The sequence below is a fragment of the Alteromonas sp. MTD1 genome, from assembly GCF_042848195.1.
Taxonomy (GTDB): Bacteria; Pseudomonadota; Gammaproteobacteria; order Enterobacterales; family Alteromonadaceae; genus Alteromonas.
Genome location: NZ_BTGG01000003.1, coordinates 1 through 12,438 on the forward strand (window position 1 = coordinate 1; position 12,438 = coordinate 12,438).

Here is a 12,438-nt window from a genome sequence, read left to right on the forward strand (position 1 = left end):
TAGAGTGAAAAGACAGTTACTCATTGATTGAATTAATATTATCTTTCTCAAATTGTTACCAGTTTTATCCTGGCAGCCATAGCGATACGGTACCACCTGACCCCATTCCGAACTCAGAAGTGAAACGTATTAGCGCCGATGGTAGTGTGGGGCTTCCCCATGTGAGAGTAGGACACTGCCAGGTCCCATTTAAAGAAACCCGCCTTACGGCGGGTTTTTTGCTTTATGTAGAAGCGACAGCATTTTACATATGCGAGCGAACAAAATTTCGTGAAGTTGAGAGTACTCAGCTTTACGCAGTAAACGTTACTGCAAACCAGTTTTTCCTGGCAGCCATAGCGATACGGTACCACCTGACCGACATGTCGGCCCAGTCCATCCCGAACTCAGAAGTGAAACGTATTAGCGCCGATGGTAGTGTGGGGCTTCCCCATGTGAGAGTAGGACACTGCCAGGTCCTAATTCTAAAACAAAGAACCCAGCGAAAGCTGGGTTTTTTGTTTTATGCAAAAGCGATAGCTTTTAATCTAAGCTAGCTAGAAGATTACCTAATCTAATTCTATTCAGACTCAATTTCTTCAAAGTAAGTACGGTATTCCATTCTTGTAATTACCTGATCACCGTTATCATCCATTGCAGTAAAGTCGCCTTCTATTTTGGCTGCTGAAATCTCAGTAGATGTAAGCTTACCGTCACTGTTTGTATCTAGCTTGGTAAACTTATCATCTGCCATTGCAGACATTTCAGTGCGAAGTTCTTTGTTTTTCTCCGCAATCATTTCGCCATCTGTGTTACCCATTAACGATACATTGCCGCGCTTTATTAATGAAGAGTCGGTTGTGCCAGACGTTTTCACTTGTGTAATAATCTCGTCGCTAAACATAGAGGGCTTTTCATCAACAAACACAGAAAATTCATTACGGCTCACCATGCTATCGCCATCTACGTCCATCATAGCCAGTGTCTTTGAATCGATGGTGCCTTCCACCTCAGGCATTACAATAAAACCATCACCGTTTTCATCCATCGAACTGAAGCTAGTATCAATCTTAGTCTCGTGATGACCTGCTACAGCTACAGACGACACTGTTGCTGCTAGTACCGCACCTACAATAGAACTTAGTTTTGTTGTCTTCATAATGAAAATCCTTCTATTTACGAAAATGTAAGCAATGAAAAACAATTGCCATTCATTTACTATTATTCATTTGTCATGCCAGCGGGTTAAATGTCTGATAAAAAAAGAATTAAACTGATTTTGTGTGACCGTACTTGAAACGCGAGTGTTAGTTCGACACAGCAATTGAAAGAAATTCATACGAAGTAAGCAGTATTAGAACAAGGTAAGCTGTTGATTAGTTAATCGTTCAAAGTCAGCGCCAATTAAAGGTAGAATGCTATCGGCGATGGGTTTTATTTGCTTATCAATATAATGTTCATAATCGAGTGGAGCGGCCACCATATCTGTGGTTTGTGGGCCCTGAACGGTTATTACATAGCGAATTGTTGTATTTCGCTGATAACGTAACGGTTGCCCTTTTTCTTCATGTAATGCATCAGCAAGTCTGGCAGCCTTAATATGGGGAGGAATAGATTTAACATACGACAACAAAGGCTTTCTTAGTCGTTTTTTATAAACAAGCTGTTCATCTGTCTTTCCCTGACGAATGTCGTCTAAAATGCTTTGTATATAGTCATCTACAGGCTCTTTATTAAAAACCTTCTGGTACAGTGTGTATTGAAACGTTTTTGCTAAGTCGGTCCAATCAGAACGCACATTCTCAAGGCCTTTAAATATAAGGGTGCTATTTTCTTTTCCATCAACAATATTGCTTTTTAGGCCTGCATATCGTTTTTTACTTCCTTCCGATGAACCTCGTATGGTTGGCATAAAGAAAGTGGAAAAGTGTGACTCAAATTCAATTTCAAGATGACATGTGATATCAAAATATTCTCGTAAGTGCGCCTCCCACTTTTCATTTATATAAGAGGCTAGCTGCTTACCTGTTTCTTTTGGGCAGCCTAGCCTGTCATTGCCTTCAACGTGGACAAAGGTCGAGTCTGTATCGCCATAAATAACCGTGTAACCTAGTGCCTCTATCCACGTTGCGGTGGTTTGCATAATCTCATGACCGCGTAAAGTAATAGAGCTTGCCAGACGTGGATCGTAGAAGGGGCACCCCCCGCTTCCCAGTACGCCATAGAATGAATTCATAAGAATTTTGATAGCCTGAGAGCGAGGCCCATCTTTCTGACGCTTAGCCTCATCTCTCTGTCTCCAAAGGCTTTCAATGATGTCAGGCAGAAAATGTTGTTCCCTACTAAACATGGCGCCTTTAAACCCTTCAATTGCCGTCTCAGGCGCTTTTAAGCCTTCAGCGAGACCTAAAGGATCAATCTTGAATGTTCTTATAATAGATGGATAAAGGCTTTTAAAGTCGAGTACTAATACATCTTTATACAAGCCCGGCTGCGACCGCATTACATAGCCACCAGGGCTAGCTAGGCCGCCATTTTCAGGTCGTACACCTGCAACATAGGAGTAGCGATGAAGCTTTGGTAAATACACATTTAAAAACGCTGCCACTGAGCCACCTGGTCTACTTAAATCTAAACCAGTAAGGGTGCTGCGAAGGGCGAGGAAGTCGATGAACTGTGTTTTCTCCTGAATGCTATTTACCAACACGGTGTCTTTATAGTTGTAATCAGCAAGTGCTACAGGATTGTCCTGATATAGGCTTTTAATGGCGCTTAGCTTATCGGTGTCTTGTATTAGCTTATTTTCTCCCAACAGTTGCTCTGCAACATGATCGAGCGAAAAAGTTTCAAACTGGTACGTCATTGTTTTAAGAGACTCAATGCCGTCGATGACGCATCTTCCAGGAACATCTACGAGTGTTTGATCTTCCCACTCTCTTACACTGGCTTCTCGGCTGTGTCGCCCTAAAGTAAACTTCAGATTATTGGCTTTTGCACGTCTTGCGATAACAGCCATATCAAACTGCTTCACGTTCCAGCCAAGCAAAATGTCTGGATCGTACTGAGTTACTTTGTCAAAGAACGCTGTTAAGAGGGCTTTCTCGTTCTCTACAACCGTGAGTGTGTAAGCTGTTTCATTCCTTGGCTTTATTTCTTTTCCGTTACATGAGCTTGGACGAACCAAAATAACGTCATGTAAATTTTCACCTGCTAGTGCAACGCTAAACAGATCTTCATTTTCATTACACTCAATGTCGATACTCAACGCTGAAAATGTCGTTCGATACTGAGTAGGGCGTATCTGTGCATTGTTTACAACATGATTTTCGTTGGAACTACTTTCCATTGTGCTAGGTACTAGAAACTCTACAGCACCATAAACAAAACGTTCCATCAGATAACGCTCTGCTACCCTCACATCAGCCTCATATAGCGTTATGTTAAGGCCCTGACATAACTGCCGTAATTGATGCATTTGTGCTTCGGTTTGGGTCTTTACTGTTGTAACTGGTAGCTGTTCTAGTGTGCGAAAGCCATCATTAGAAAAGGTAAGTTTACTGACAACGAGTTCTTTGTTGGCTTGTAAACGGTTTAGCTCCGATGTGGCGATGAAGCATGTTGGCTGTTGAGGCGTAGATACAAGTCTAATTGTTCCTATGTCGGTTTTTACCCATAGTTCAACGAACACTTTCCCTTGCTGGGTGAAAGTGTTTTTATTCAATATAAATCCACGTTGAAGAACCTTTTCAGACATAGTTTAAAAAGTTAACTCATTCAGCTCATATTATTGCTTGATTGAGAGCAGTATACCCTTTGCTATCACCCACTCCTATAGATCTGTATTCGGCAGATGCGTTTGTTTTTAACTTCACCTGTGTTTATCGTGGTTCGACAAATATCACACAGCTTATTTTCGTCAAACGTCATACAAAGCATTGCTACAACTTGTAGCTTTGTGGCACGTTAAAGTTGAAAGGCAGGATACTTATGCACTATTTATTCGACAAACAGGTGGCACCAGGCGAGCTGATTGAAATAACAGACGGTGTATTGTGGCTAACAATGCCACTGCCTTTTGAATTAGATCATATTAACCTCTATCTGATAAGTGATGATAAAGGCTGGATTGTTGTTGACACAGGTTTAGGTACTAATGCAACTAAGGCCTTGTGGGATAAAATATTTGAACAGTTGGATGCTCCCATTTCTGGTGTGCTGGTAACACATTTGCACCCAGATCATGTTGGTCTTGCAGGCTGGATTGCCGATAGGTTCGATGTGCCTTTTTACATGTCTCAAACTGAATATTTTACAGCTCGTGCTTTTAGCGCTGGTAAGAACGGTGCGCCGAACGAGAGAGACAAGCGTTATTACCACAGAGCTGGGTTAGATAGCGATTTAATAACACAATTAACCTCAGGCGGTACAAAAGGGTTTAGCAGCGTTGTTTCACCGCTACCGGTAAGCTACACGCGCCTAAAACACAATATGAAGTTACGCTTTGGCTCTGAACAATGGGAAATAATAATAGGGCGAGGTCATTCTCCAGAACACGCGTGCTTATACAACGCCAGTAAAAACATTTTAATTTCTGGCGATCACGTACTGCCAATTATTACGCCTAATATTGGCGCTTACTCTACAGAGCCGGATGCGAATACGCTGGCAGACTATTTAGATACGCTTCCTCAGTTTAAAGCACTGCCCAGCGACACTGTAGTTTTACCAGCACATAAGCTTCCATTTATTGGGCTACATGAACGTGTAGACGAGCTTGTAGCGCATCATCAACATCACCTGTCTGCGCTACTTGATACTTGTAAAACGCCTCAAACGATAACGTCATTATTACCGGTGCTTTTTAAACGAGAGTTAAACAGCAGAAGCATGGTATTTGCTGTTGCGGAATGTATGTCACACGTAAATTACTTAATAAATAACGACAAACTGTTGCGTACAGAAAATGAATTAGGGGTGTATGAATACTGTGTGAGTTAACGGCGACACTATAACTACTATTCCTTTTTAGCCAGTTAATCAGCAAAAAAGTGTGGAGTGCTTGATTACTCAGCGTCTGCTAAATCCTCTTCGACAGACTGCGTTGACGTGATGAATTTAGGGATCGTAATCTCTACGACTGTACCTTTTCCTTCTTTGCTACTAATACTAATTTTTCCATGGTGCTTTTCAATTGCAGTGTAAGCTACTGATAACCCCAATCCTTGCCCTTGGCCCTCTGGCTTGGTTGTGAAGAAGGGCTCAAATATCCGTTTTAAATTGCTCTGGGGAATTCCGCATCCGCTGTCGAGAATTTTAAATACTACAGTATCGCCTTTTTCAATAACAGTTAACTTAATGAAGCCTTTATCGTTGATGGCTTGTGCTGCATTTATCATCACGTTCATTAAAGCTTGCTTTAACGGACCAGGGTCGCCCATTATTTCAATTTTTTCTAGGGCGCAATCAAACTTGTACTGCGGCTTACCATATTGAGCAGAAATTAAAGATATTAGCTGGTTACACAGTGTGCAGACCTCTATAGTTTGGATGCCTTCCGCGGTTTGCAAGGAAAAGCTTTTCAAATTTTGAACAATATCTTTTACCCTTGCTAGGCCATCACTCGACTCTTCAATAAGCTCTGCAATGTCTTCTTTTAACAATGCGTAGTGATGAGTGCTGTACAGCGCTTCAAGCTGGTCTTTAATATCTTCATTTAAGTCGTCTAAACGCTCGTGTACACCATTGCAAATGGCTATAAGGTGCGTTGCATACTGGCTAAGCGTATCTAAATTAGCCGCAACAAAACCAATAGGATTATTAATTTCGTGGGCGATGCCCGCAGCAAGCTGTCCTGTAGACGCCATTTTTTCTGCTTGGATAAGTTGGCTTTGTGCTTGATCTAATTTCCGGATAAGTTTTACTTGTGCTGCATGTTCTTTTTTCAACGCCTCCGATAGCTTCTGCTGAGTACGGAAGTAGCTTGCCTGTGCAGTAACATCTTGTAAAAAAATACACGCAAATCTGCCGCCTGATTTTTTATCTTTAATGGGCAGTATTTCCATATTTTGATACATCTGTGTCTCTTCGCCTGTAATGGGGCGCGAGCTTTTAAATGGGAAAATATGGGGGCGCTGCTCCCAATAGCTAAAGCTGGGATGCTGCAAAACAAACACCGATTTTAATCGGCGTTTCAAGAACTTTTCTTGTTCTTGAAAAAGAATGGTTATGGGTTTCTGTTTAAAATCGTTACGCAGATCTTGTGGTAGCCTATCCAAAAAAAATTCATTCAAATAAACCACATTAAAGCTCTCATCAACAATACCAATTCCGACGGGGAGCTTATCTACTAACTGCTCAAACATTAGCCCAGCAGCTCATCTAATGTGTTCTTCATTCTTTTTAACGATTCATCGTCTAAGCAAAAAACAACGCGCATGCTGAACGACGAAACGGTAATGACAAACTGCACCTCCATCACTAAGCTATGCTGCCATTGAAGCTCGTCAAAATTCGTTTTATCGGGTTGAAAGAGCGTGGGCATATTTAAGTTAGTGGTAAGTGCTAACTGTTCTGAAAGCCCAGAAAGGCATGCGCCAGCCAGAATATTACAAAGTTCTAAAATAATCTCCTGCGTGTCTTCTTTGCTCAAGGGTTCGTCGTAATCCATAAGGGTTGCTACTTCAACCAAACCACGACGAGACAAAACAGACATTACCTCACCATGGATATCACCAAGAAAAGACTGTCGCGTGTATAAAGCGTTCTGAGTTTCAAACAGCAAGCTATAGAGCTCAGTAGGCGTAACAGCGGAAATTTTTGGAATAGAAATATCAATTTTTGTTTCGATAAGTTGAGCGAGAGAATTGGCGGCTTGCCCCATGGAAATATTCAGCAGCTCTTGAAGCGCGTCTCTCTGCTCTTCGTCTAAAGGAAGTTCAATGCTCATAACATCCCCAGTTCAAATAACGCCATTGCTAGCTCTTCTTTGTCCAAAGGTTTACGCAGAAAACGCTTCGCGCCCAAAGCCATCACTATTTTTTGCTTTTCCGGCTGGAAGTCTGCACTAATAACTATAACATTCGGTTTATCTTGCTGTTCGTGGAGGTACTCAAGTACACCAACGCCGTCTACTTCTGGCATGGTTAAATCAAGTAATAGCAGCGAAAAAAAGCCGCTTTTAAGCGCTTCTATCGCTTCTTTTCCGTTAGTTGCTTCTGTGATGTCATAGTCTAAATCTTGTGGTAATGAGCGAATAACGCTTCGCCTTGATAGCTTAGAGTCATCAGCGACTAATACTGATATCGACATAAAACTCCTCCAAAATTCTGCAGGGGACACAGCTCTTCTTGATAAAGTATGTGCAACTTTCGCGTTACTGCAACAATTTATCGTTATGTGAACAGTGTTAGTAAAATGTTAGCTAATTTTCAGTATATGACAAAAGCGACAATTGTGTGTATTCGACTTTATGCTGTATTTCGCGGAGGGCAATTTTCCTTTGTTTTCCACTTAAAAGTTTAGTTCGGCAATTCGAAATCAATAAGTATCGGTAGATGATCAGATAGGTTTTTTGTTTGTTGAGTATTGATTTTTTTGGCCTGAAATATCGTTATTTCGGAGGTTAGCCAAGCGCGGTCTAATGAAAATAGCGGGAACACGCTTGGGAAGGTAGCGCCGAATGCTTGTTGATTTAACAGTTTATTCAGTGGCTTGAATAAACCTGACCCTAACTGCCATTCATTAAAGTCGCCAGCCAGCAATAGCGGTGTTTGGTTAGCTTGAAGCTGCTTTTTAACATAACTAAATAACGCTGTGAGTTGTTTTCTGCGCTCCCAGCGTTTTAATCCAAAATGGGTATTTAAAACAGTAAGAGGACCTTGGTCGGTCAGCAGTTTAACTATTTGAATGTTCCGTGGCTGCCGATTGGGATGCCCTATCTTAAAGGTATCATGTGATATTACGTCAAACCGCGATAGCACGGCATTGCCGTACCAACCGCTTTCTTCAAAAAGAGCCGGAGAAGCCGTTAACTTATACGTATTGTTAGCGCAAATATCTTTGATGTCTTTATCAATAGAGCGATGCGCGGGGCGAGTGTCCATCTCTTGTAAAAGCACTATATCAGCACGTTGCTCGACAAGAAACTCGCCGATACGTTTATAGTCTTGCTTCTTATCTCGCCCAACGCCGCTGTGAATGTTGTACGAGATTACGCGGCACATTCGTCTGCTTCACTATTTTTAACAGTGCTCGATGCGTTATTTGTGTCGTTTGTGGGCATGTTGCCTTGCTGTGCCTCTTTACGCATTTGATAGTAACGAGCAAATTTTTGAGAACCCCATATCATCAGGGCCCAAACCAGAATTCCAATGGCTAGGTAGCTGATAGTCTCGACTGATGGGTTTTTCCAAATTTGCGCAATTGAATCGCCCACAAGGCCTTTTGCTATCATAGGTGGGAACATTCCTAAAAATGTGCCCACCAAAAACTGCACAATACCGATAGAAGAAATACCTGCAACCAAATTAACTAAACTAAACGGCGCGATAGGCAGCATTCGTATTGCAGCAACGCCCACAATACCACTTCGCTTTAACTTTTCATCTACCGCAGCAACTTTGGGTCCGCCTATCTTTCGTAAACCCGCGTTTCCAGAGATTTTACCTATTACAAATAAAAGAGCTGAACTAACAAGTGCGCCCAACATACCGTATATAGGGCCCCAAATAGGGCCGAAAATGGCGGCAACAGCAAGAGACAACACCGTTACAGGAAAGAAGAGTAAACCGCCGACTACGTACACCAAAAGTACGGTTGGTAAAGCGAAATACGTACCTCTACTCTTTTCTAAGAACGCACTGATGTTCTCGGAGCTTAACCATTCGATAGATTGACTAGCCCAATACATCAAACCACCTAGAATAGCGATGATAGTAATGCCTATCATGATCATAACGCTTCTACGCCTTGGGTTTCGGGCAGGTATTGACGCGCCTCCCATAGTGGGAACAGACATCAGAGGCTCTTCTGGATCTGAAAGTGTCCTAAACACATTCTCAACCGAATGCTCGGTAAATTCTTCGTCACGCACTTCATTTAGCACATAGCCATGTGCTAATTGGTTTTCTAGAAGCGCCTTCACAGGGTTGGACTGTTCAAAGAGAGCAGGCATATCATCTAACGCTCTTCCTGTGTGTTCAGCAAGCAAGTCATTTCTTACCTGCGCTATTTTTTCCCTGTTTTTTGCCGTATTGCCAAAAAGCACAGTGTCGATTTCGGTATCTAGTGTCATTGAGCGATTACTTAAGTTTGATGAACCAATAACAAGATATTTATCGTCGATGGTCATTACCTTTGAGTGAATACGCTTGTAAGCTTTTCTGCCTTTTATGTCTTCTACTGATGAATACGTGAGGCGCACTCGATCGGGCTCGATGCCGTTTTCAAGTATGGCCTTGAACTCTATTCTACTGGCCCAAAAAGCCTCGCACTCAAACTTGCCTTTGGGTTCGTATGAACTCACGATGACAACGTTCAAATCAGGTTTGAGTTTAAGTTGTTTGTTGAGCGCCTCAGCAATCTCTTGACGTGTAGTAAACTGATTTTCAATAAAGATAAACGATTCAGCTTCACTTATGAGGTCGATGAGCATATGGCGTACTTCCTGCGCCGGCTCAACATCGTCCATAAAAGGGATGGTACGTGCTAGTGCACACGAAACATTCTCAAATAGTGGTGGGTAATCTTCAGGCCACGATTTAGGCAGTTGTGCTTCGTCGCTGTAGTCTACATCTTCTCTGATGTCTAAAGGTGTGGTTTGGGCAACGCGCTGCCATCTCCACCTTACTAGTTTTGCGAAGTGCTCAACTACAGCACCGCTTGATATCATTTGTACGTCGTGTAGTGGGCCGTATTCACCGTCAGGGCCGCTGCGTTCTTCAGATAGTACCGGATGGTCTCGGGTATCCCAGCGATTCGTCGACACGTCCATACCACCAGAAAAAACTACTTCATCATCTACTACTACAATTTTCTGATGCTGACTTCCACCCATTGGAATCGTGTCGTCTAACTCAGTTTCTACGTTGTCAGGGGTTTTCTCTTCCCATATCTCTTTTGCCCACATCTCTCGTTGAGCAAAAAATGCTAGCGACGAATCCCAACGTAAAAGATAAATTTTAATATCTGGATTTTGCTCCGCTTTCCATGCCAGTAAGTCGCTTATAACGCTGGGCGCTTCACTGATTTTTTCATCTTGACCGCGAAGCAATCGAATACGGCTATCAATGTCCCATCCCACTATAAAAATGCTATGAGAAGCGTTAACAATGGCACTGTGAAGGGCTTTGTAGTAATTCCCGCAGTCTATGAGTGGCGCCGAAAAACGGGCTTTACTTTCAACCCAACAATTTTGACCTGGTTCAAAAATAGAATGCTTAGAACTCATAACAGTAGCCTTGTAATACCGGTTAAATGGCGAATACAAAGTAATTGCAGAAAACGTTCCAATTACTTGGATTATCTTAAGGTGCTGAATTTAATGTTTAATTTTTTTAAAGCGGACTGTCAGACTGTTTGGAGGAAAATAATTTTTGTAATTTTTTCACTATTAGTCTTTCGTATTAATTCAAGCTGGCGAATATGCAAATTATCTTCTATATAAAGATTTATCTAGTAAAAACAGGTGAGTAACAATGGGTTTCTTTTCCCGAGAAAATGCAGCAGAACAAGCACTCTCACAGTCAATTTTGGCTGTTGTCACAATTGATGAGAATAACAATGTCACGTTTTATAACCAAGCTGCACAAAATCTATGGGGATATACACCTAATGAGGTAATTGGTAAGAACATAAAGATGTTGGTGCCCCACGAACATCAAGCTAATCACGACAGTTATGTGAATACACATCGAAATACCAACATAAACAAAATAGTAGGTAGCGCAAGAGAAGTCGAACTAGAAACTAAAAGCGGCGATCGTATTTGGGTTCAACTTGCTTTGTCGCAGGTCATTGTTGGTGGGAAAAAGCATTACACCGCATTTGTTCGCGATGTAACAGAAGAGCGCGAGGCACGAGAAATCGTGGAGCAAACGCTAGAGCAAGCGTTAGATGCTGTTGTTTGTATTGATGAAAACAATAATGTGACCTTGTTCAATGCTTCTGCTGAAAAGCTATGGGGCTACGAACGCTCAGAGGTAATTGGGCAAAACGTAAAAATGCTTGTGCCTCAAGCCATTCAGGCAAATCACGACAACTTTGTAAATGCCAATAGGGAAACTGGGCATGACAAAATTGTTGGCACCAGCCGTGAAGTTAAAGTTGAGCGTAAAGATGGCGGGTCGCTGTGGGGAAGGCTGTCGCTTTCCAAAGTTCGCCTAGCAGACCGTACGTTATATACCGCATTTATTAAAGACGTGACCGAAGAAGTAGAGCAGCGAGAGATGCAAAGGGTGCTCTCTTTGGTTGCTAACGAAACCGATAACGCAGTAATTATTACAGACGCCGACGGGTTAATTGAATATGTAAACAACGGGTTTACTCGATTAACCGGTTATGAATTTGATGAGGTGAAAGGTCGCAAGCCAGGTTCATTTTTGCAAGGGGAAGAAACCGACCAACGAACCGTAGATGTTATTCGTCAGAAACTGAAAAATCGAGATGCATTTTACGATGAAATACTCAACTACCGAAAAGACGGCGTTCCCTATTGGACGTCACTGTCTATTAATCCTGTTTTCAATGATGGGCAGCTTGTTAATTTCATAGCGGTACAGGCCGACATTACCCGTGTCAAACAAATGGCATTAGATTTTACCAACAAATTAAAAGCTATTGGTGAGGCTTTAGTGTTGCTAGAGACGAAGCCAAATGGTGAAGTCATTGAAGCGAATAAATTATTAAGAGATACCTTGAAAGGCGTATATGATTCGAAAACCTTTGCGCAAGAAGTTATGTCGAGACTTACACCTGAAGATAAGAGTGCACTGGAAGGGCAGGGCTTCGTGTCTAAAATATTCGAATTTGAAGCTAACGGTACGTATTTAGCGTTCGATTCTCGTATTTGTGCACTGAAAAACTTTTCCGGAAGTATCACTCGGTATGTCTTTTTTGCAATCAATGTATCATCGAGAAAACGAGCAGTGAATGACACTCAAGGCGCTATGCAGGAATTGCTCACTACCAGTCAAACTATAAGTACCATAGTCGGTACCATTAACTCTATTTCGGAACAAACCAATCTGTTGGCACTTAACGCGGCTATTGAAGCAGCGAGAGCTGGTGAAATGGGCAGAGGGTTCGCAGTGGTTGCCGATGAGGTAAGAACGTTAGCCGGAAACTCACAAGCTTCATCGAACGAAATTGATAACCTTGTAAAAACAACGGTGGCAAAAATTGAAGAGCTAGCGCAGTTAATACAACGTATTGATGGGTAAAAATAAAAAGTAGGTAAAACCA

At 42.0% G+C, this 12,438-nt stretch carries 9 protein-coding genes and 2 rRNA genes; 4 read left to right on the top strand and 7 right to left on the bottom strand.

What is annotated here, in order from left to right; genetic code table 11:
• Positions 1-68: 68 nt before the first annotated feature.
• Together rrf (ACGHAV_RS04490) and rrf (ACGHAV_RS04495) are read left to right on the top strand one after the other, a co-directional pair.
• A 5S ribosomal RNA gene (gene rrf, locus ACGHAV_RS04490) occupies positions 69-184 on the top strand.
• Positions 185-325: 141 nt separating this feature from the next.
• Positions 326-457 (top strand): 5S ribosomal RNA (rrf, locus tag ACGHAV_RS04495).
• Between the two features lie 102 nt (positions 458-559).
• Here rrf (ACGHAV_RS04495) and ACGHAV_RS04500 read toward each other — a convergent pair.
• On the bottom strand, positions 560-1,138 hold the full coding sequence (locus ACGHAV_RS04500; protein ID WP_390377019.1) for a hypothetical protein: 579 nt from the start codon (positions 1,136-1,138) through the stop codon (positions 560-562).
• A 195-nt stretch (positions 1,139-1,333) separates the two neighbouring features.
• Complete coding sequence (locus tag ACGHAV_RS04505; RefSeq protein ID WP_390377022.1) at positions 1,334-3,733, bottom strand: DNA polymerase II; 2,400 nt, start codon at positions 3,731-3,733, stop codon at positions 1,334-1,336.
• Between the two features lie 233 nt (positions 3,734-3,966).
• Between ACGHAV_RS04505 and ACGHAV_RS04510 the strand changes: the two genes are divergently transcribed.
• Positions 3,967-4,977 carry an MBL fold metallo-hydrolase gene (locus ACGHAV_RS04510; RefSeq protein ID WP_390377025.1) on the top strand — a complete coding sequence of 337 codons (1,011 nt, stop codon included), beginning with the start codon at positions 3,967-3,969 and terminating at the stop codon, positions 4,975-4,977.
• A gap of 65 nt (positions 4,978-5,042) precedes the next feature.
• On the opposite strand, the gene ACGHAV_RS04515 is transcribed toward ACGHAV_RS04510, so the two are convergent.
• The 5 genes from ACGHAV_RS04515 to ACGHAV_RS04535 all read right to left on the bottom strand — a co-directional run bounded on the left by ACGHAV_RS04515 (position 5,043) and on the right by ACGHAV_RS04535 (position 10,426).
• The gene (locus tag ACGHAV_RS04515) at positions 5,043-6,341 is read right to left on the bottom strand and encodes a sensor histidine kinase (RefSeq protein ID WP_390377028.1); all 1,299 of its coding nucleotides are present in this window, start codon (positions 6,339-6,341) and stop codon (positions 5,043-5,045) included.
• Positions 6,341-6,925 carry a chemotaxis protein CheX gene (locus ACGHAV_RS04520; protein WP_390377031.1) on the bottom strand — a complete coding sequence of 195 codons (585 nt, stop codon included), beginning with the start codon at positions 6,923-6,925 and terminating at the stop codon, positions 6,341-6,343. Before ACGHAV_RS04520 ends, ACGHAV_RS04515 begins: the two co-directional genes overlap by 1 nt.
• Complete coding sequence (locus ACGHAV_RS04525; RefSeq protein WP_390377034.1) at positions 6,922-7,287, bottom strand: response regulator; 366 nt, start codon at positions 7,285-7,287, stop codon at positions 6,922-6,924. The genes ACGHAV_RS04520 and ACGHAV_RS04525 overlap by 4 nt, the downstream gene beginning before the upstream one ends.
• A gap of 209 nt (positions 7,288-7,496) precedes the next feature.
• On the bottom strand, positions 7,497-8,201 hold the full coding sequence (locus ACGHAV_RS04530; protein WP_390377037.1) for an endonuclease/exonuclease/phosphatase family protein: 705 nt from the start codon (positions 8,199-8,201) through the stop codon (positions 7,497-7,499).
• Positions 8,189-10,426 carry a VTT domain-containing protein gene (locus ACGHAV_RS04535; RefSeq protein ID WP_390377040.1) on the bottom strand — a complete coding sequence of 746 codons (2,238 nt, stop codon included), beginning with the start codon at positions 10,424-10,426 and terminating at the stop codon, positions 8,189-8,191. Before ACGHAV_RS04535 ends, ACGHAV_RS04530 begins: the two co-directional genes overlap by 13 nt.
• A gap of 247 nt (positions 10,427-10,673) precedes the next feature.
• On the opposite strand from ACGHAV_RS04535, the gene ACGHAV_RS04540 reads away from it, so the two are divergent.
• Positions 10,674-12,416 (top strand): PAS domain S-box protein, encoded by a 1,743-nt coding sequence (locus ACGHAV_RS04540; RefSeq protein ID WP_390377042.1) that lies wholly within the window; start codon positions 10,674-10,676, stop codon positions 12,414-12,416.
• Positions 12,417-12,438 lie beyond the last annotated feature (22 nt).

Excerpts from the sequence above, each read along its gene's own strand:
- ACGHAV_RS04535 (WP_390377040.1), bottom strand. The coding sequence starts at position 10,426 with ATGAGTTCTAAGCATTCTATTTTTGAACCAGGTCAAAATTGTTGGGTT.
- ACGHAV_RS04530 (WP_390377037.1), bottom strand. The coding sequence starts at position 8,201 with ATGTGCCGCGTAATCTCGTACAACATTCACAGCGGCGTTGGGCGAGAT.
- ACGHAV_RS04520 (WP_390377031.1), bottom strand. The coding sequence starts at position 6,925 with ATGAGCATTGAACTTCCTTTAGACGAAGAGCAGAGAGACGCGCTTCAA.
- ACGHAV_RS04525 (WP_390377034.1), bottom strand. The coding sequence starts at position 7,287 with ATGTCGATATCAGTATTAGTCGCTGATGACTCTAAGCTATCAAGGCGA.
- ACGHAV_RS04500 (WP_390377019.1), bottom strand. The coding sequence starts at position 1,138 with ATGAAGACAACAAAACTAAGTTCTATTGTAGGTGCGGTACTAGCAGCA.
- ACGHAV_RS04510 (WP_390377025.1), top strand. The coding sequence starts at position 3,967 with ATGCACTATTTATTCGACAAACAGGTGGCACCAGGCGAGCTGATTGAA.
- ACGHAV_RS04515 (WP_390377028.1), bottom strand. The coding sequence starts at position 6,341 with ATGTTTGAGCAGTTAGTAGATAAGCTCCCCGTCGGAATTGGTATTGTT.
- ACGHAV_RS04540 (WP_390377042.1), top strand. The coding sequence starts at position 10,674 with ATGGGTTTCTTTTCCCGAGAAAATGCAGCAGAACAAGCACTCTCACAG.
- ACGHAV_RS04505 (WP_390377022.1), bottom strand. The coding sequence starts at position 3,733 with ATGTCTGAAAAGGTTCTTCAACGTGGATTTATATTGAATAAAAACACT.